We start from the raw sequence: 19,194 nt of genomic DNA, 5'->3' as shown, positions 1-19,194 counted from the left end.
TCGAATCCAACTCCATCCATACAACACTATTTCAACTAATAAGCCTATGACAAAAAGGGCGATTGAAACAATATTGGCATATTGAACTTTAGAGAGAGAGGATAAATTCGTCATAAGAGATCCCTTTGTCTTTAAGTAATTGGTTTAGTGCTGCTTCAGAAGCATTGATTCCACCACTGCGTTCTTTTTGGAGTAATGACGCATAAAGCGGTTTGATGGCTTCAAGTGCTTTTTTTGAGGGTTTACGGCGAACAGAATGATAATTACTTATTTTCCGATCGGAAGCAAACGATGGTGTTACATGGGCAAAAACCCAATAATAGTCACCGTTCTTTGTTTTATTTTTCACATAGGCAAATATTTCTTTTCCCTCTTTAATTCGGTTCCATAAGAGCTTGAATATGACAGAGGGCATATCAGAATGTCTTAATATATTATGTGGTTGATTAATAATTTCAAGTTCAGTGTATCCTGACATTTGGATAAAAAGCGAATTTCCATAGGTTATATTCCCCTTTAAATCGGTTTTAGAGATAATAAATTCTTCTTCACTAAATAGTAATTCTTGATTGGCCATAACGCTCCTTCTATATCCTAAAACATACCATAAACGGTTTTCGTTAGTGTAACAGCCATTTCCTGAATGTTTTCCCTTTTATTGGGCGATTGACAAATTTTTGGTAGATACTTTCAGCTTTGTTACGAGGAACCGCAACATAACTGAGATGATCGAGTTGATCGATTTTACCGATCTCTTCATGTGTTAATCCACATTCATTAATAAGCGCCCCAACAATGTCTCCTGCACGCAATTTTTCTTTTTTACCTGCATCGATACAGATAGTGCGCATCAAGGTCTCAATAGAAAATTTTTCTCGAATATCAGGAAGATCGATAGGGGTAACAGGGCGTTTAAGTTCCATAAAACGTTCATACTGATGGTGATTGACGAGGGTGATAGCGATGCCATTTTTCCCAGCACGTCCAGTTCTACCTATACGGTGTGTATAGCGCTCATTTTGAATTGGTACTTCGTAGTTAATGATGGCGTCAAGACCTTCAATATCGATTCCCCGTCCAGCGACATCGGTCGCAACGAGAATAGGGGCACTTAAGTTACGAAACTGGATGATTGCTTCATTGCGGTCAAATTGCTCCATATCTCCATGCAGGGTTAGAACATGGATACCTATACGGTTAAGATCGTCACATAAGGCATTCGCATCCACTTTGGTATTACAGAAAATGATCGTATTGGTAATGTCGTGAAGATGGAGCACTTTGGCAATAGCCGGAAGCTTATCATTACACAGATAGGCGATCTCTTCGATTTTAGGCTTGCTGATAGCGTGCTGGGCTTGGAGCATTACCGGATTTTTCATAAACTCTGAGGTGATCGTTTGAATCGAATCGGGAAACGTAGCGGAGAAAAGGAGCGTTTGTCGTGATGGTGGGGTAAATCCCAAGATCGAGGTAATATCTTCGATAAAACCCATATCGATCATCTGATCGGCTTCATCCAGAACGACGGTTTGTATTTGTGCTGAATCAAAGGCATCCATTTGAAGGAGCTTTAAAACACGCCCCGGAGTACCGACGATGATGTGTGCCCCGTGTTTGAGTGAATGGAGTTGTCCACGCATCGGGACACCGCCACAGAGGGTAAGAATCTTGATATTGCCAATTTCGGAGGCGAGTGAGCGGAGTACTTTTGCCACTTGTTCGGCAAGCTCACGGGTAGGACAGAGGATAAGGGACTGGATACCGAAAGATTTAGGGTTAATTCGATCCAATACTCCTAAACCGAAGGCTAAGGTTTTTCCGCTTCCGGTAGCTGCTTGGGCGATGCAATCTTTTTTGTCCAGAATGACAGGAAGAGAAGTCGCTTGTATGGGGGTCATAGTGGTGAATTCAAGGCGTTTTAATGCCTCTTTTAGAGGTGTGCGTAACGCTAAAGAGTCGAATGAGGACATTGTGTCGCTTTGTAATATAGATAAGGGATTATAGCACAGATGGGGGAAACCCCACAAAGAGGGGTTTTGGGAGGGGCTACTTATACGGCTTTAATAGTAACACCGTATTTTTCTTCAGCAACGTTGCGCGCTTGAAGTGAATACGAAGAAATTTCATTAAAGTTGAGATATTTATAGACTTGATCCGCTTTTCCTGCCAATTTCTCAGGAACGATGCTCATATACTCAGCTACTGTTGGAATATGTCCGAGTTTTGCACATACGGATGCTAATTCAGCTGAACCGAGGTAAACTTGTGTCCCTTTACCTAGACGGTTGTCAAAGTTACGTGTAGAGGTTGAGAATACGGTTGAACCTTCACGTGAACTTGCTTGGTTACCCATACAGAGTGAACAGCCTGGAACTTCCGTTTGTGCTTCGATTGCTTTATAAACGTCGTAATACCCTTCGTTGATGAGTTGTTGCTCATCCATACGGGTAGGCGGAACGATCCAGAATTTCTCAACCGCAATTTTGCCTTCGCCGCGCATTACTTCACCCGCCGCGCGATAGTGACCGATATTGGTCATACAGCTTCCGAGGAATACTTCGTTGATTTCAGTTCCAGCAACTTCGCTGAGCAATTTAACATTGTCAGGATCGTTCGGACATGCCAAGATCGGTTCGGTTACTTCTGCAAGATCGATTTCAATAATCGCAGCATATTCCGCATCCGCATCTGGTTCCATCAATGTAGGAGCGGCTAACCACTCTTTCATTTTATCGGCACGGCGTTGAAGAGTACGAGCATCTTCGTAACCATCAGCTACCATTGCTTCGATCAACGTAACGTTGGATTTTAAGTATTCGATAACAGGTTCTTTGTTCAAACGGACGGTACAAGCCGCCGCCGAACGCTCAGCTGAAGCATCGGAAAGTTCGAACGCTTGCTCTACTTTCATATTCGGAAGACCTTCGATCTCCAAAACACGTCCGTTGAAGATGTTCTTTTTCCCTTTTTTCTCAACCGTCAAAAGACCTTGTTTGATTGCATAATATGGGATTGCGTTAACGAGATCACGCAATGTGATACCCGGTTGCATTTCACCTTTAAAGCGAACAAGAACGGATTCTGGCATCTCAAGTGGCATAGAACCGGTAACAGCTGCGAACGCTACAAGACCTGAACCTGCAGGGAAACTTACACCGATTGGGAAACGAGTATGGCTATCACCGCCGGTTCCGACCATGTCAGGAAGAACCATACGATTCAACCATGAATGGATAACACCATCCGCCGGACGAAGAGCGACACCGCTGCGTGAACTGATGAATGTCGGCAATGTTGCGTGCAATTTCACGTCAGACGGCTTAGGATATGCCGCTGTATGACAGAAAGATTGTAATACAAAATCCGCCGAGAAACCAAGAGCAGAAAGTTCTTTGATCTCATCACGTGTCATCGGGCCTGTTGTATCTTGGCTACCTACGGTACTGGTGATCGGCTCACAGTACATACCAGGGCGTACGCCCTCCATACCACATGCTTTACCCACCATTTTTTGTGCAAGAGTGTACCCTTTACCGGTATCGGCAGGTTGGATAGGAGTTGCAAACACGGTAGCCGGCTCCATACCAAGAGCGGTGCGCGCTTTTGCTGTCAAACCGCGACCGATAATAAGTGGAATACGTCCGCCCGCACGTACTTCGTCTTCGATGGTGTTCGGGCGAAGTGAAAAATTAGCGATTACGGTACCATTTTTAGTGATGGTACCTGCTTTCGTATCGATATCGAGTACATCGCCCGTTTCCATTTGAGATACATCAGCTTCGATCGGAAGTGCACCGGAGTCTTCACAGGTTGCAAAGAAGATCGGAGCAATGATACTTCCGATAACGACACCTCCTGTGCGTTTGTTCGGGATCCCCGGAATATCATCACCCATATGCCACTGGACAGAGTTCGCAGCAGATTTTCGGCTTGAACCGGTTCCAACAACATCACCAACATAAGCGATTTGCATCCCTTTTTCTTTCAGTTCAGCGATTTTAGCAATACCTTCAGGCATTTTTGCGCTTAGCATAGTTGTCGCATGAAGTGGAATGTCTGAGCGAGTAAATGCTGCACTCGCAGGAGAGAGATCATCCGTATTGGTTTCACCCGGGAATTTGAAAACAACAACACTGAATTTTTCAGCCAAAGTTTTTTTACTGGTAAACCACTCTGCATCAGCCCATGATTGGAGTACCTCTTTTGCAAAGTTGTTAGTTTTTGAAAGATCGACGATATCATTGAACGCATCGTATACCAAAAGAGTATGCTTGAGCTCATGAGCAGCTTCGTTTGCAATAGCATCATTGCTCAGTGCATCGATAAGAGGTTTAACATTGTAACCTCCAACCATTTTACCGAGGATTTTGATTGCCGCTTTTTTATGATCATTGTTGTTGATGTCACTGTTACCTGCCAAGAAAGCTTTTACTTCCCCTTGAACGACCTGATGCAAAAATGCCGCTTTTACATATGCGCCATCATCAACACCAGGGTTGACACGTTCTGCCAACATTTCAACTAATTCACTGCTTTTAGAACTCTCGCTTGTGATGAGTGCTACTAATTCGGTAACTTGCTCTTTCGTAAGGGGAAATGGAGGGATTCCCTGTGCTGCGCGTTCCGCTAAATGTGCTTTGTATTCGTCCATAAAAGCCATTGTGACTCCTGTGCCAGTTAATTTTAAATGATTATATCAGAAGAAAAAAACCGTTTTGAGTATATGTTACAAATATACTCACTAATATTGTTAATAGTAAGCTTATATGTGTAATAAAGTTACATACTTAACTTCATGAAAAAAATAAAGAGATATAAAAAAAGAAAAAGGAGTTTAAAGTGAGAAAATAATTAACACTATTCTCCATAATAGGAGAAAGTTCAAATTCTAAAAGGGATCGTTAATAATAATATCGCGATTCCCTTTGGCATTGGGGGCAGATAAAATACCGTTGTTTTCAAGTTGTTCAATAAGAGTGGCAGAACGGTTATAACCAATTTGAAGTCTACGCTGAAGATAACTGATAGAGGTTTTTTGTTCACTAAGGATAATGTTTTTAGCCTCTTCGTACAGTTCATCAAGAGGTTTGTTGTCAATAGTATCATTACTACCTTTTAGGGTACTACCATTATCTGCTAAGAATCGGCGATCATAATCAGGTTCACGTTGTGCTTTGAGAAAATCGACTACTTTCTCAATTTCACTTTCTGTACTCCATGGCGCGTGCAAACGGACAAGTCCGCTCATGCCGGGAGGAGTGAAAAGCATATCTCCACGTCCGAGAAGAGATTCCGCTCCCATTCCATCAAGGATGATTTTACTGTCAATTTTTTGTCCGACTTTGTAACTGATTCGTGAGGGAAGGTTGGCTTTAATAAGACCTGTTACGACATCAACACTCGGACGTTGGGTTGCTACGATGAGATGGATACCGCTGGCTCGTGCCATTTGAGCCAATCGTGCGATCGAATATTCGACATCCTTTCCGCTTGTCATCATCAAATCGGCAAGTTCATCGATAATCACAACGATGTAGGGGAGTGGATCCCGTTTTTCTACCTTTGCTTTTTCATTGAAGTTTTCGATATTTTTGGTACGTGTTTCACTCATCAGCTGATAGCGACGTTCCATTTCACTTACCATATTATTGAGGGCTGAAATAGCCTCTTTTGGTTTGGTTATAACGGGAGTAAGAAGATGGGGAATATCGTTATAAACTGAAAATTCAAGCATTTTAGGATCAATCATCAATAAGCGCAGTTGATCGGGCGAATTTTTATACAATAAACTCAAGATCATTGAATTTATTCCGACACTTTTACCGCTTCCGGTAGTTCCTGCGATGAGAAGATGCGGGAGTTTTTTCAAATCAGTAATAAACGGATTTCCGACAATATCTTTCCCCAGTATAAGAGTGAGCGGAGAGGCCGCTTCTTGAAACAGTTTACTTTCTAGCATTTCTCGTAAATAAATTGTCTCTACCGTTTTATTGGGGATCTCGATTCCAACCACATCTTTTCCTGGAATGGGGGCCTGAATTCGGATGGTCTGGGCACGCAATGCCATTGCCAAATCATCTTGTAGTCCCAGTATTTTAGAGACTTTGATATTGGCCGCCGGTTTAAACTCAAATGTAGAAACAACAGGACCTGCGTAGGTACGAACCACATCGCCGTCAATATTAAAATGTGCTAGTTTCTCTATCAAATCACGGATTTTGTCATCCAGTTCCGCCTCATCGACCGTATTTTGTTTTTTTGGAGCATTTTGAAAAAATTCTACGGGAGGAAGTTTGAAATTTTTTGGCTTTTCACTGATGCCACGATCAATTTGATCTAAAAGAATTTTATTCTCTTCGAGTTCTTCTACGACTAGGGCATGTTGCTTGGATTCTTTAACTTTTTTTGCCATAGAGAGAATCGTTGATTCTTTAGGTTCTGAAGGAAGTGGTATATCATCCACTTGAAAGGTTGTTTCACTCTTATGGTTGGAAGTAACTTTATCATCTATAGGTGGAATCGGTGTTGAGAGTGTATGTATTGGGAATTCCACTGCAGGCGAGGGATCAAACGAACGGGTATCAAAAAGAGGTTTCTCTTCGGTAGGATCATTTTTAGGTTCCAATTCATAAACGTCTGTGGAAGGTTTAGTAACTTTTAGTTGTTGTTTTTTTGGGGATACTAGGGGCTTATCCATATATTCTTTAAGTGGACGTGCTAATTCGGAAAGTGTTTGTTCGAGCACCAGTACAACCGATACGCTGACGAGTATCAGCCAAAATATCCATAACCCGAATGCCCCGATATAAACAGCTAAAAAATCGGCGATAGTTCCGCCGAAAGCTCCACGATACGGACCCGTAACTACCATTGCCTGAAAAAAGAGGAGGGCAAAAAATAACAGGGAGAATACCCCTCCAATTTCAAGACGTCTGTGAATATTACTCTCATGTTTATATACATAAAACAAAGGAACCATTAACAGTAAAAGATAGGTATATGCAACGTAGCCAAAAATATAGATATTGGCGGAGGCAAAAGAAGCACCGTATGCACCGATAATAGAACTATCAGCAATTATAGTTGCAATTCCAAGATAAAACAAAATGCCGAAACCGACGATAAACAGAGTGTCACGTAAAATAGGAGATCCTTGAAATAAGGTTGAAAAGTAAGTAGATTATAGCAAAAAAGGGGAGAAAGAACCCTTTTATTGCAGAATGCTATAAATAATTGACGAGAGAAAGTTTTGAAATTTTAGAGATACCAGAGAGCATAGCTTGGTAATTCGTAGTGAGTTGCGTCATTTGAAGAGTTGCTTGGGCAACGTCTGTGTCCATTACACTCGATTGTAGAGTTTTAGTACTGACGATTAGCATATCGGTTCGATCCGAAGAGGCCTGTAAAACTTGCGAGTATGAACCTGCTTCCGTCTGCATTCTTGTTACATGATTGTTTAAATCATCTATCTTTTGAATAGAATTTTGTATTCCAACATTTCTTGGATCGGATGCACTGGTACCATCCGCTCTGGTTTTTCCCTCTTCTACTGATTTTATGGTTTCTTCAATGGTAGCAAAAAAATTAGTTTTTGGATCACTGATTGTGAGCGCATTGTTGGCATTAAAATTGAGAATAGAACCCGGTATTCCGGCCGCGGCATTGGCTCCGGTAAAGTTTGAAGAGGAGCTGTCATATATAGACATTTGCGCTTTAGTAACGGGTGCAGTTTTGTCATTGAAAATGATTTTTCCTGACGCATCAAGTGTTGTTGAACCTAAGGTATTTGCTGTCGTAATAGCCGCATCGTAATTAGCGGCAGTTCCTGGTGCCGCTGCTGGTAGCGAATTGGTTGTAGCCATGTTAACAACATCCATAAGCTGTTGGTAAGTCATTGTGTCGGCATTAACCGCAGCGCGAGGGACATTGGTGTTGAATATAGAATAATTCGTTATTCCACCATCAAGTGAAAAGGTCGAGCCCGCTGTTTTTAAATCGATTTGCATCGTATATGCGGCTCCGGTTATTGTTTTTCCGGATACGGTTAATTGTTGAGCATTCAGTGTTGCAGGACTTGCGACATCAAGCAATTTAGTAGAGGGGATAGCAAATGAATTATCTGCTTTTACAATTTGGGATACATTCGATGAAAGCTGGGCACCCGATTGGGTAAAGTTTGTTCGGTCGTAGTTAATCCCTTCAATGGTATTTGGAACACCGGCAGGAGTGGTAAATCCACTTTTTGTGAATTCTTTGACATAGAGTAAATTAGGTGTTGCTGTTGGACCAACAACATTTTGAAAATCTGTAGTTCCTGCTTGAAGTGAATCAATATTAGTAACATTGGCTGTATCGACACCTACAGGGTTAAAGTCGATAGCACCTACCATCTGAAAATCAAGTTTACTAGAGCCACTATGTTTGTCTTGTATCTCAATTTGGCCATTAGCATTCATCGAAACATTAACTTGATTAGGACCGTATACATTAGAAATTTTTTGGAGTAAATTATCGACAGTATCTGTAGTATTGAGATCAATTTGTTGTTTGAATGTTGTACCGTCTGTTTTTGTCCCTTGTACATAAAAATGGGCTTGCCTTGGGTCGTTAGTGGTAATATTATCCGTATCACCAATCAAATCACGGATTGTACTTGAGGGGGATATATAGGTAGGCGTTCCCGAATCACGTGCCATACTTGGGTCTTGCATAATATCAGGGTATTGTTGTGTTAAACTGAGCTGAGGAACGTTGGTCGTAATATTGCGGCTTATTTGTGTTTCTTGCCCTGAAAAAAGTTGAGCACCGGATATATTATATTTTTGCTTTACCCCTGAACCTAAAAATGCTTCAAGATTTTGATCATTCCCATGATAAACTCCATTTGCATCGATTGGCTTTTGTGTGGTGGCAGTTCCTGAAAAGAGATACGCTCCACCAATCGATGTGTTGGCAAGGGATAATAAATGACTTTGTAAACCGCGTAATTCTTTTGCAATTGCTTGTAGACTTGTATTAGAATTTGTAGGGTTAGCGGCATTGATCAATTTTACTTTCATAGAATCGAGAGTTTTTGTAATTTCGCCAATCGTTGTATCGGTTTGTGTACTGGTTTTATAAGCACTTTGTGCACTGGTTTTTACTTGTGTAAGAGTAGTTATTTCATCATTAAGACGCAGTGAGTCAATAGAAGCACTTGGATCTTCATACGCATATTGTATTTTTTGCCCGGAAGAAATCTGTTGGTTGACGTCAAAAAGTTGCTGATTTATTTTGTTGTTTTCACCATAAATATTATTGTAAAACGATGATGTTGTTACTCTCACGTCAAATCCTTGTGTGCAAGTTAATTTAAGATTAAAGCAAATTAAGTTCCATACTCAATATCGGCAAAAGTGATTAATTTATTAGTCTATGCAATTTTACATAGTTTTAAGCAAACCACCCCTATAATTCCATCTCTTCACAAGCATGCCAGTGTGGTGAAATGGTAGACACGCCGGATTCAAAATCCGGTATAGCGATATGTGGCGGTTCGAGTCCGCCCACTGGTACCACTCCTTAGAAATCCCCATAAACAAGCGCTTTCAATAGGTTTCAAAATCACAAAAAGTTATATTGTTTTTTTGTGAAAAATACAACGGGTGCCAAAAACGGGTATCAATTTACTGTCAATAGATATATTGACTTATCTACATTTGTATTTACTTTGAGAAAAGAATACTTATTCTTTCAAATCATTTGTCTATGATTCTTCTTTTTACTCTTATCATTTCTATGGTCAATATGACACTTTTATTTATCATTTCACAGACAATAAGCCAGCCACTTCAGTTTTTAGTGCATATTTCACCAAGTGTTACAATAGACTTTCTAAAGTACACCAAGAAGTAGCCACAGAATCACTAGAATATTTCTTTAAAAGAGTCAGATAGGTTTTAAAAATCTAGCTTATCTCTTATAATAAATACAAAAAAATCCCTATTAATTGGGATTTAATATAAAATTAAACGTGACACTTTTATAGAATAAGTTCTATAATTCAGTCACGATAAATAAGGAGGAATGCAATGCAAACAATCGATAAGCTTGAGCGTAAAATAAACGCTTTGCCTATAGATGTAGTAGTTCCTTTTTCCGATGTGAATATACAGGGTGTTTCCAAAGACACCATCAGAAAATATTTGCACCGACTGCATGAACGCGGCAGTATCTCTATAGTTCAAAGAGGGCATTTTAAGCGTATAGAGCCTTTTCATGAACTTTTGTTCGTCTACGGTTCGCTAAAAAAAGGATTTTATAACAACATACTTTTGGAAAAATCGACACGGAGATTAGGCAAAGCGTCTACGGTTGGTAAATTCGCTATGTTCGAAGATAGTTTTGGAAATTACCCGTATTTAGTCAACAAACCGATAAATAGAATATTGGGTGAACTTTACGAGATTCAGCGTAAAGAGCTTTTAGAGCGGATCGATGAGTTTGAGGGTGTGCCTGATTACTATAAAAGAAAAAGGATCAAAGTTAAAACACATGAGGGCGTGTGTTTCGCTTACGCATACATCCGAGTAGGTGTCGATATTCCCGTTGATCAAAAGCCATTGAAAGTTTGGAAAAATAATAGTGACTATAAAGTCGGAGAATTGAAAAGTTTTTTGGAAAAGTTGCAGTAGGTTATATCCTCTGCAACTACAAGATACCATTCCAAAGCCGATAACGAGCTAGATATTCATAATATTACGCAGAATGCTGACTATCTATAAGGGTATGAATTTTGATTTAACATTGACAACATTAAAAGATGCGATTTTTTGATGCGGTGGAGAAGATCAAAAATCAAATACTAATTTTTATAAAGTGATAAACTTTATCTCTCTACGTTTGCCACTTCTTCATGCTTGAAAAATTCGCAAACATCGACTTCCAACACATCCGCAATTTTGACCAAATGCTCAATATTAAAATGCTTATTGTTGATTCCAAGCTCTGCCATAGAAACTGTACCTACGGCTTTATGTTCGATTGCCAATGCAAGACTTAGTTGGGAAACATTTTTTGCTTTGCGGATGGATTTTACGTTCTGTCCGATTTGTTTGTAGAAGTAAAATTATCTCCTGCACATTCAAAATGCGTCGATAAATCTGAAGGCGTTACATCGATGATGCTTGAATGTGATGCTAAAGAGTACAAAATTCAAGATGCTAAATTGAACAAAATGTATAAAGCAGCCATGTCGAAATTGGATACCCAAGGAAAAGCAAGGCTCAAAAATGTTCAACGTATTTGGGTGCAATACAAAGAAGCGAAATGTAGTTTTTACGATGGGTTGAACGGTGGAACGGTTGACGCATTTAACTCGTCAGGGTGCACAGTCCAAGAAACCGCTCTTCGGGCACAAGAACTCGAAGATATTGCAGGAATGCTGTAATTTTATAAGTATTACTCTCGTAAGTATTAGAGTCACACATAAAAGTGTGGCTCTAACACCACTAATCTGACCACAAAAATCTAAAATATCGTCTCCAACTGAATCCAATCTACCCTTCACGAACTCCGCAATAGATGTATTGCTGAATAGCAATAGAATCTCCGCTGATAAACAACAAGCACCGCCGTTTCTTCCCCATAAATCTTGATTTCCAACTACTTTAAATCACATATCATTAAGCTGTTGTCAATTATAATCAAGTCAAAAAAATGTGATGATAGAGTTTGTTCTTCATTACGTATGACGTTTAACATCGTTGGATAAGTCGAAATATAAAGTCTTCTATCTTTTGAAATCGTACTTTCTCCAAATTTTGGCCAGTAAGGCTCATTTGGCATATACTCCTTAAAAGCTTCAATCGCTTGTTCACGTAGAGCAATTCTATCTATTAGGAAAAGCGTATTTTTAACAATTCCAGCACGCATTAGTGCATCAATCAAAGCGATTGTAGTTCTAGTTTTTCCGGTACCGGTAGCCATTACAAGTAGAAAATCTCTTCTTTTTCTGTCGATTGCCTCCATTACAGAACGTATAGCACTGACTTGGTAATCCCGACCAGCAATTTTGGTATCAATAAATTCATGTGAAAGAGATTTTTTATACTTTTTGATATGTCTTAATCGCTCTAGATCTTCTCGTGAGGGGTAGCTATAAATTTTTCTAGGTGGATAGTTTCCAATATCCCAGAAATAAATATCATTCCCATTAGTATAAAAACAAAATGGCAAGTCGATCGATAATTCTTTTTGAAGATTTTGGCAATATTGTTTTGCTTGCTCACGACCAAGTTCTGCATCTCTAGATGATTTTTTTGCTTCGACTACGGCTAGTGGTTTGCCATCTTTTGCGTATAAAACATAATCTATATATTCTTTAGTAGTTGCAATCAATAATTCTTCAACCACAAGAGCTTTATTAGCAATATTCCAACCGGCTTGCATTAAATGTTGATCAATTAATTCTTTTCGTGTTATTTTCTCACTAATCAAGCGCGTTTTATCCCATATTCAAGATATTTTACTGTTCAATAATATTGAAGATTGATTATACAATATTAACTTTAGATACGATTCAAAGTGTCGATCAATGTTGATCTTTTCACTTCGAACGTTCGACAAACTGCCGCTTTTGACATCCCGTTATTTAACGCTTCCAAAATAGCATCCATCTTTTCCTGTGGAATTGCTCTCGGACGTCCACCAACTCGCCCCCGTTTTTTTGCGGCTGCCAATCCAGCATTAACCCGTTCTTGGATCAATGAACGTTCAAACTGTGCTAAGGCTCCAAACACATGAAATAAAAGCTCACCTGATGGACTGGATGTATCCATTCCTTCTGTCAGAGATTTGAATCCAATACCTTTAGATTTGAGCTGATTGACGATTTCGATGAGATGCGGTAGTGATCGACCAAGACGATCAAGTTTCCAAACCACAAGAGTGTCACTGGATTTTATATATTCGAGCGCTTGAGCTAAACCAGCACGATCATCTTTGGATCCTGAAGCTTTGTCTTCAAATATATGCCGTTCATCTATTCCTGCACTTATTAATGCATCCCGTTGTAAATCTGTACTTTGTCGATCACCGTCTGTTGATACCCGCATATATCCTATTAGCATGTCGGAAAACCCTAAAAGTTAGTATTCGTATATTATACAATTCCGATAGTGTTTTTCGTATGGAATATCACAGCTTTTTTGGCTTTAAAAGTAGGGTCGGGGAAAGTGTATGGAAAATACTTATATTCCGTCATAATGAAAATGTAAAACATAGTGAGAATGAGGAAGAGTTCAGTGTTTGAATTCCTTCATTTCAAAAAAACTACCTTCACCAATCATTAATAATTCAGCCATATAAAGTTTATATGAGTTACAATTTATTAACTTGAAATTTTTGGTGAAAGTATGAGTTATACAAATAGTATTAATAGCACTCCTATTCCAGAAAAAAGAAATTTAGCTATCTTTTTTATAGTTCTCCCAACAACGTGGTGGCTCTTGTGGGTAGCTTCGCATAGTACTTTTCTCTATATGTTTCTAGCTGCATGGGCCTATTCTTTATTACATAACACAATCTTTTCTTTGTTGCATGAAGCTGCACATGGCGTTTTATCAAATAACAGATTACGAAATGATTTTTTTGGTATTGTAAGTGCAGCTACCTTTCCTACTTCATTTACGATGCAAAAAATTGCTCACTTGGGGCACCACGAGCGTAATAGAACTGATAAAGAGCTCTATGATTATTATCTCCCCTCTGAGTCAAAAACTGTGCGTAATATTTGGATGTATGGCGGTAATCTGTTTGGCTTATATTGGTTTATGATCCCCTTGAGTAATTTACTGATTCTCGTCGCTCCAACATACTTTACTTCGGAACGTTTTATCCATGGTCCTGCTAGAGCTCTTGGTTTTGAATCGTATCTTGAAGAGATTGCTCAGCACTCAATTACACGCATTTGGTTTGAATGTTTGCTGGCTCTTGTATATCAAGTAGCACTCTATTATCTGCTGGATTTGAGTTGGCAGGGTTGGTTATTATGTCATTGGTTCTTTGCTCTACATTGGTCGGCATTACAGTATGTTGACCATGCATGGAGTCCACGCGATGTGATCAATGGTGCATGGAATCTTAAAGTGTTGTCTATTTCACGTTTGCTGGCATTGAACTATCACTACCATTTAGCCCATCATCGTCATCCTCAAGTTCCATGGATTTATTTGCCTCAATATGTTAATGTTAATGAGCTGCAACCGACATTTTGGTCGATTTATTCAACGTTATGGGGTGGTGTTAGACCTGCACCGCCGATGTATTCACCTGCACAATTTCCGTTTAAGGCTCAAGAATGAATGAGTCTATGACCCGCGTTCTATCGACAGAAGAATATAATACTAAGGCTATATGGAAGACATATGGGTATTGGGCTTTCTGGGTAGGGATAGCCTTTTTTTCTGTTTATCCATTTTGTAATTGGCTTAGTGCTCAACGTGCAAATGTTTACCATCTATATTTGAATACAGAGTTATCTATCCCTTTTATCCCTGATTTCATTTGGCTCTATATGTCGCTGTATCTCCTTTTTATTCTTCCTCCTTTTTTCTTGGGAGTTTCACAGTTAAAGTTACTTGGCAAACGTATTATTCTAGGTACGCTCATTAGCGGAGGGATATTTTTGCTTTTTCCCTCACAGCTGGGATTTGAGCGTGTTATTCCCAATGGATTTTATGGTGAGATGTTCACCAATATTTTTTCTCTTGATCTTCCTCATAATATGGCACCATCATTGCATGTAGTATATAGTGCATTTATTCTATTGGCGGTAGTTGAGTCCTCATCAAAAAAATCAGTTCGTATGATGCTGCTGTTATGGTTATTGCTGATTATGATCTCAACGTTAATGGTTCATCAGCACCATATTCTTGATATCGTGTCGGCAATGGCGATTATGCTTTTGGTTACATTAACATTCATTAAAGGAGAGAAAAATGTTTAAATGGGTTTTTATCATACTGGTGTCCCTGGGTGGGTTTAACTTTCTTTCGGCTGCTGCCGATGAGCCGGATCATGCAATTCATGAAGAGCTTCGGGGCGTTCTTGGTGGGATTCAAAACGCGGTTAATACCGAACATTATGATCAACTTGGTCAATATTTTCATAAGAATATGAGAGTTACTACCAGCAATCAAGAAATACTCGGTTCACATGAAGATATCACCAAATTTTTCAACTTCTGGTTCGGTCCAGGCGGTTTTTTAAAAAAAGTTGAGATGAAATTTGATGCCGATGCTTTGACAGAGTTTTATGCTGATAAAACAATCGGAGTTGTTCGTGGATCGGGAGTTGAGAATTGCTATTTGTCCGATAGCCGATTTTTTCCGATGAAGACACGTTGGACGGCCACCGTTATTAAAGATGATGATGGAAAATGGCGAATACTTACATTGCATATCGGAATAAACTTTTTGGATAATCCGGTGTTAAGTGTCGCTAAAGAAAGTGCAAATTATTTTGGGATTATCGGTGGAGTTGCAGGACTTTTGATCGGGTTGTTGATCGGATTTTTTGTATGGCGCAAGCGCAAACCTTTGAGTTTATAGGCTCGTGTATTGATGCATCAATATTCTACCTGTTTTAGAGATATTCACTCATTATCGGAAGATGAAATAAATGCCATTGCAACGTTGTATCTTTGTTATTACGATGGTTCAGATCAATCGATTGTTATCTCCGATCTGAAAAAAAAGACACAAATTTTGTTGTTGTTTCATGAGGCCGTATTGATCGGATTTACGACATTTGAACTCTACGATCGTATATGGGACAATCGACTGATTAGTGTTATATATTCAGGGGATACGATTGTGCATCATAAACACTGGGGTCAGCAGGCGCTGGCTTTTGCGTGGATACGTTTTATTGGGGAATTGAAACGGTTGGCGCCTCAGAAACCGATTTATTGGTTTCTGATCGTTAAGGGGCATCGAACCTATAAGTATTTACCGGCATTTACCAAATCGTTTTACCCGCACTGGTCCATCGACCGTAGCGATTTAAAACCGCTTTTGGATTTTCTTGCAGAAGAAAAATTTGGTGAATTTTACGATAAAAACAGCGGTATCATTGCCTATGAGCGTTCTCGTGGACATCTAAAAAGTACTTTTGTTTCACCGTTGGAAAAGGAGACAGGGAAGCCTTCAGTGCAGTTCTTTTTGGAGCGTAATCCGAAGTACGGTGAAGGGGATGAACTTGCATGTATCTGTGATTTTGATGATACGAATCTCAGACCTTTCACTAAGCGGATACTCCAGGAGTGCAGTATGGAGAAAACAGCTTGAACCAAGCAGGTGCGGATTCATTGCGAAAGAGGCAAGAAAAATGGCTTATGGAATGTCTACAACATAATGCCATGAGCCGTTATGGGCAAGATTATCGGTTTGAAGAAATAGAGACCATCCAAATGTATCAAGAAAATGTACCGATGGTGGATTATGAAACCATTGAACCATTGATAATGCGGATGGCGATAGGGGAAGCAGATGTATTGTTTCAAGGAGTCCCCATTGCCTTTGAAGTGACCGGAGGCAGCGCAGGCGGGGGAAAACTAATCCCTTATACCGAGAAAAGCTTTGAAGATTTTCAGAGTGCGATTTTGCCGTGGTTATTTGATGTTTCGCAGCGATACGGCATTAGCGGAAAAGCGGCTTATTGGTCGATCAGTCCTGCCTTGCGGCGCGCTACCGCTACCGATGGAGGGATCAAAATCGGTGTATCGGATGCGGAATATTTAGGAGATATTGCTACAGGAACTTTTAATGCTTCGCCAGTTGTTCCATCATGGGTGGGAGAGCTGTATGACATCGATAAATGGCAATTGGTTACACTGTACTGGCTAATACGATGCAAGGAACTTGAGCTAATTTCCGTTTGGAGCCCAACATTTTTATTGATGATTATGGAAGTGCTCGAAGAACGTTCTGATGAGCTTTTATTCCTCTTTGCCGAAGGAGGTATGATAGCTGAGTATGTATTATCTCCCGATGGGGATGCTTGCGAGCGATTGAGGAATTATTTGGTGAATAAAGAGAGTGCGACGCTTTGGCCACGGATTAAACTGATCAGTTGCTGGCAAGACGGCTCATCGAGACCGTTTTTTGAACGGTTGAAGCATCGATTTCCTCATGCCTCCTTTCAGTCTAAGGGCTTGATCTCTACAGAGGGTGTCGTCACGATGCCAAATGCGGATGGATTACCATTGCTGTCATCGGCTTCTGGGTTTTATGAGTTTATAGATGTTAATGGAGATAATTATTTAGCACATGAACTTGCAACCGATAAAATCTACGAAATTATTCTAACCACTTCCGGTGGGCTATATCGTTACCGGACAGGTGATATGCTACAGTGTGAAGGATATGAAAATAATTTACCAATATTACGTTTTATGGGAAGAAAAGGGATCGTTTCGGATATGGTTGGTGAAAAATTGAACGAGGTTTTCGTTCGAAGTGCTTTGCAATCTATCGGAAGCTTTTCAATGCTGATACCGGATAAGAGGATAACTCCTCATTATATTCTTCTGAGTGATTTACCAGACACCCCTGATAAAACAATAGAGGTGGAAAAAAAACTGATGGAGAATCCACAGTATGCGTATGCGCGAAAAATAGGTCAGTTAGGATCATTAGAGCCTCTTATCATAAAAGATGCCATGCTCTTGTATATCGAGTATAAGACCAATACCGGCAGCAGAGTCGGGGATATAAAAATACCCTCTTTAAACAGTGATGATGAGTGGATCCAGATTATTATAGGAAATAATAATGAAAATAGTACTGATCTCTCCTAAAGGACCGCTCTATCGACACAGAGGGGGTATTTTTAAAAAATCCCTTCGTTATCAGCCTTTAACATTAACAACATTAGCCGCACTGGTACCTGAAGATCTTAATGCGGAGATTCAACTGATTGATGAAAGCATTCAGGTAATTCCTGAAAATCTTGAAGCTGATATCGTTGGAATGACGGTGATTACCGGTACGGCAAAACGGAGTTATGAACTGGCCGCACAATTCAGACAACAAGGGATATTTGTGGTATTGGGTGGTCCACATGTTACTTTGGTCCCCGAAGAAGCGGCTGAACATGCCGATGCTATTTGCGTCGGTTATGCCGAACAGAGCTGGCCGCAATTGTTACGAGATTTTAAAGAAAAACAACCAAAACATAGATACGACCAAGACAGTACGTTTACCCTGGAAGGTTCTCCGTTTCCCAAGCGCGATCTTTTTAATAAACACTCATTTTTGACCCAAGCTGTCTTTGAAGCAACACGTTCTTGCGCTCATCATTGTGATTTTTGTGTAGCTCCGAGCGCATGGGGAAGCAAGCAGTATCAGCACCCTGTTGACTGGGTAATTGAAGATATTAAACGACTCGGGCAAAAGAAAATTATTTTTGTGGATTTGAATCTAATTTCCGATAAGGGATACGCTACAGAGCTTTTTACACAGTTGATACCGTTGAATATTCAATGGTTCGGATTATCTACGGTGCTGATTGCGCATGATGATCATCTATTGGAACTGATGGCACGAAGCGGATGCAAAGGGTTGCTTTTGGGTCTTGAGACGGTTTCAGAAACGAGCTTAAAAGAGACGCATAAGCAATTTAACGCATCGGTCAATTATTATGATCTCATCAAAAAACTGCATGGGCTGGGTATCTCTATACAGGGGTGTTTTGTTTTTGGTCTTGATAACGATTTGATCGATGTTTTTGATGAAACAGTTGAGTTTGTCCTTGAAACCGGTATCGATTTGCCTCGTTATGCTGTGCTTACCCCTTTTCCGGGGACTCCGTTGTATCAAAGACTCAATGATGAAGGGCGAATTTTGACCCGTGATTGGGAATTGTATGACGGTCAGCATGTCGTATTTGAACCCAAGCAAATGAGTGTGGAAGAACTTCTTCTTGGTCATGAGCGAGCATGGAAAAAAACATATACGTATTCAAATATTGCCAAACGTTTATGGCAAGCAAAGAACTTTCAATCCCTCGCCATTACTTCAAATCTTGGGTATCGATTTTATGCCAACAATCTCGATAAGTTCTATAACTGCGATTGGCATATTCAATCTATGATGCCCAATCCGCTTGCCGGATTTGGGACTGAGATCAAAACGATGAAGCGTTGAGAGC

The 19,194-nt window shown here is 40.0% G+C and carries 16 protein-coding genes and 1 tRNA gene; 9 read left to right on the top strand and 8 right to left on the bottom strand.

The window, feature by feature from the left end:
• Positions 1-88: 88 nt before the first annotated feature.
• From WC407_RS01360 to flgL, 5 genes are all read right to left on the bottom strand, one after another.
• Positions 89-577, bottom strand: coding sequence for a PAS domain-containing protein (locus WC407_RS01360; protein ID WP_373020343.1), 489 nt, complete (start codon positions 575-577; stop codon positions 89-91).
• A 43-nt stretch (positions 578-620) separates the two neighbouring features.
• Entirely contained in the window at positions 621-1,973 is a 1,353-nt protein-coding gene (gene dbpA / locus WC407_RS01355) for an ATP-dependent RNA helicase DbpA (protein ID WP_373020341.1), read from the bottom strand.
• Between the two features lie 80 nt (positions 1,974-2,053).
• Positions 2,054-4,663 (bottom strand): bifunctional aconitate hydratase 2/2-methylisocitrate dehydratase, encoded by a 2,610-nt coding sequence (acnB, locus tag WC407_RS01350; protein WP_373020339.1) that lies wholly within the window; start codon positions 4,661-4,663, stop codon positions 2,054-2,056.
• Between the two features lie 228 nt (positions 4,664-4,891).
• On the bottom strand, positions 4,892-7,108 hold the full coding sequence (locus WC407_RS01345) for a DNA translocase FtsK 4TM domain-containing protein (RefSeq protein ID WP_373020337.1): 2,217 nt from the start codon (positions 7,106-7,108) through the stop codon (positions 4,892-4,894).
• Positions 7,109-7,226: 118 nt separating this feature from the next.
• Entirely contained in the window at positions 7,227-9,329 is a 2,103-nt protein-coding gene (gene flgL / locus WC407_RS01340) for a flagellar hook-associated protein FlgL (protein WP_373020335.1), read from the bottom strand.
• Between the two features lie 147 nt (positions 9,330-9,476).
• Here flgL and WC407_RS01335 point away from each other — a divergent pair.
• Positions 9,477-9,560 (top strand) — tRNA-Leu (locus tag WC407_RS01335).
• Positions 9,561-10,073: 513 nt separating this feature from the next.
• Positions 10,074-10,676, top strand: a complete 603-nt coding sequence (locus tag WC407_RS01330; RefSeq protein ID WP_373020333.1) for a gamma-glutamylcyclotransferase — start codon at positions 10,074-10,076, stop codon at positions 10,674-10,676.
• A 194-nt stretch (positions 10,677-10,870) separates the two neighbouring features.
• On the opposite strand, the gene WC407_RS01325 is transcribed toward WC407_RS01330, so the two are convergent.
• On the bottom strand, positions 10,871-11,071 hold the full coding sequence (locus WC407_RS01325) for a helix-turn-helix domain-containing protein (protein ID WP_373021089.1): 201 nt from the start codon (positions 11,069-11,071) through the stop codon (positions 10,871-10,873).
• Between WC407_RS01325 and WC407_RS01320 the strand changes: the two genes are divergently transcribed.
• Positions 11,045-11,431 carry a lysozyme inhibitor LprI family protein gene (locus tag WC407_RS01320; RefSeq protein WP_373020330.1) on the top strand — a complete coding sequence of 129 codons (387 nt, stop codon included), beginning with the start codon at positions 11,045-11,047 and terminating at the stop codon, positions 11,429-11,431. The two genes, WC407_RS01325 and WC407_RS01320, sit on opposite strands and share 27 nt — an antisense overlap.
• Before the next feature lie 215 nt (positions 11,432-11,646).
• On the opposite strand, the gene WC407_RS01315 is transcribed toward WC407_RS01320, so the two are convergent.
• Positions 11,647-12,480, bottom strand: coding sequence for a DEAD/DEAH box helicase family protein (locus WC407_RS01315; protein WP_373020328.1), 834 nt, complete (start codon positions 12,478-12,480; stop codon positions 11,647-11,649).
• A gap of 71 nt (positions 12,481-12,551) precedes the next feature.
• Positions 12,552-13,112 (bottom strand): recombinase family protein, encoded by a 561-nt coding sequence (locus WC407_RS01310; protein ID WP_373020326.1) that lies wholly within the window; start codon positions 13,110-13,112, stop codon positions 12,552-12,554.
• 285 nt (positions 13,113-13,397) lie between these two features.
• Here WC407_RS01310 and WC407_RS01305 point away from each other — a divergent pair, with 285 nt between their 5' ends.
• From WC407_RS01305 to WC407_RS01280, 6 genes are all read left to right on the top strand, one after another.
• Entirely contained in the window at positions 13,398-14,345 is a 948-nt protein-coding gene (locus WC407_RS01305; RefSeq protein ID WP_373020324.1) for a fatty acid desaturase, read from the top strand.
• A gap of 161 nt (positions 14,346-14,506) precedes the next feature.
• Positions 14,507-14,989: a hypothetical protein gene (locus WC407_RS01300; RefSeq protein WP_373020322.1), complete on the top strand. Its 483-nt coding sequence runs from the start codon at positions 14,507-14,509 to the stop codon at positions 14,987-14,989.
• Positions 14,982-15,593 carry a hypothetical protein gene (locus tag WC407_RS01295; RefSeq protein ID WP_373020315.1) on the top strand — a complete coding sequence of 204 codons (612 nt, stop codon included), beginning with the start codon at positions 14,982-14,984 and terminating at the stop codon, positions 15,591-15,593. Before WC407_RS01300 ends, WC407_RS01295 begins: the two co-directional genes overlap by 8 nt.
• Before the next feature lie 12 nt (positions 15,594-15,605).
• Positions 15,606-16,331 (top strand): hypothetical protein, encoded by a 726-nt coding sequence (locus tag WC407_RS01290; RefSeq protein WP_373020313.1) that lies wholly within the window; start codon positions 15,606-15,608, stop codon positions 16,329-16,331.
• Positions 16,307-17,842 (top strand): GH3 auxin-responsive promoter family protein, encoded by a 1,536-nt coding sequence (locus tag WC407_RS01285; protein ID WP_373020311.1) that lies wholly within the window; start codon positions 16,307-16,309, stop codon positions 17,840-17,842. Before WC407_RS01290 ends, WC407_RS01285 begins: the two co-directional genes overlap by 25 nt.
• The gene (locus WC407_RS01280; RefSeq protein ID WP_373020309.1) at positions 17,817-19,190 is read left to right on the top strand and encodes a radical SAM protein; all 1,374 of its coding nucleotides are present in this window, start codon (positions 17,817-17,819) and stop codon (positions 19,188-19,190) included. Before WC407_RS01285 ends, WC407_RS01280 begins: the two co-directional genes overlap by 26 nt.
• Positions 19,191-19,194 lie beyond the last annotated feature (4 nt).

This window comes from Sulfuricurvum sp., from assembly GCF_041651515.1.
GTDB lineage: Bacteria > Campylobacterota > Campylobacteria > Campylobacterales > Sulfurimonadaceae > Sulfuricurvum.
This window is presented reverse-complemented; position numbering and strand designations above follow the sequence as displayed.

Coding starts and splice junctions, on each gene's coding strand:
- WC407_RS01290 (WP_373020313.1), top strand. CDS start 15,606: ATGCATCAATATTCTACCTGTTTTAGAGATATTCACTCATTATCGGAA.
- acnB (WP_373020339.1), bottom strand. CDS start 4,663: ATGGCTTTTATGGACGAATACAAAGCACATTTAGCGGAACGCGCAGCA.
- WC407_RS01280 (WP_373020309.1), top strand. CDS start 17,817: ATGAAAATAGTACTGATCTCTCCTAAAGGACCGCTCTATCGACACAGA.
- WC407_RS01360 (WP_373020343.1), bottom strand. CDS start 577: ATGGCCAATCAAGAATTACTATTTAGTGAAGAAGAATTTATTATCTCT.
- WC407_RS01310 (WP_373020326.1), bottom strand. CDS start 13,112: ATGCTAATAGGATATATGCGGGTATCAACAGACGGTGATCGACAAAGT.
- WC407_RS01330 (WP_373020333.1), top strand. CDS start 10,074: ATGCAAACAATCGATAAGCTTGAGCGTAAAATAAACGCTTTGCCTATA.
- WC407_RS01295 (WP_373020315.1), top strand. CDS start 14,982: ATGTTTAAATGGGTTTTTATCATACTGGTGTCCCTGGGTGGGTTTAAC.
- WC407_RS01305 (WP_373020324.1), top strand. CDS start 13,398: ATGAGTTATACAAATAGTATTAATAGCACTCCTATTCCAGAAAAAAGA.
- dbpA (WP_373020341.1), bottom strand. CDS start 1,973: ATGTCCTCATTCGACTCTTTAGCGTTACGCACACCTCTAAAAGAGGCA.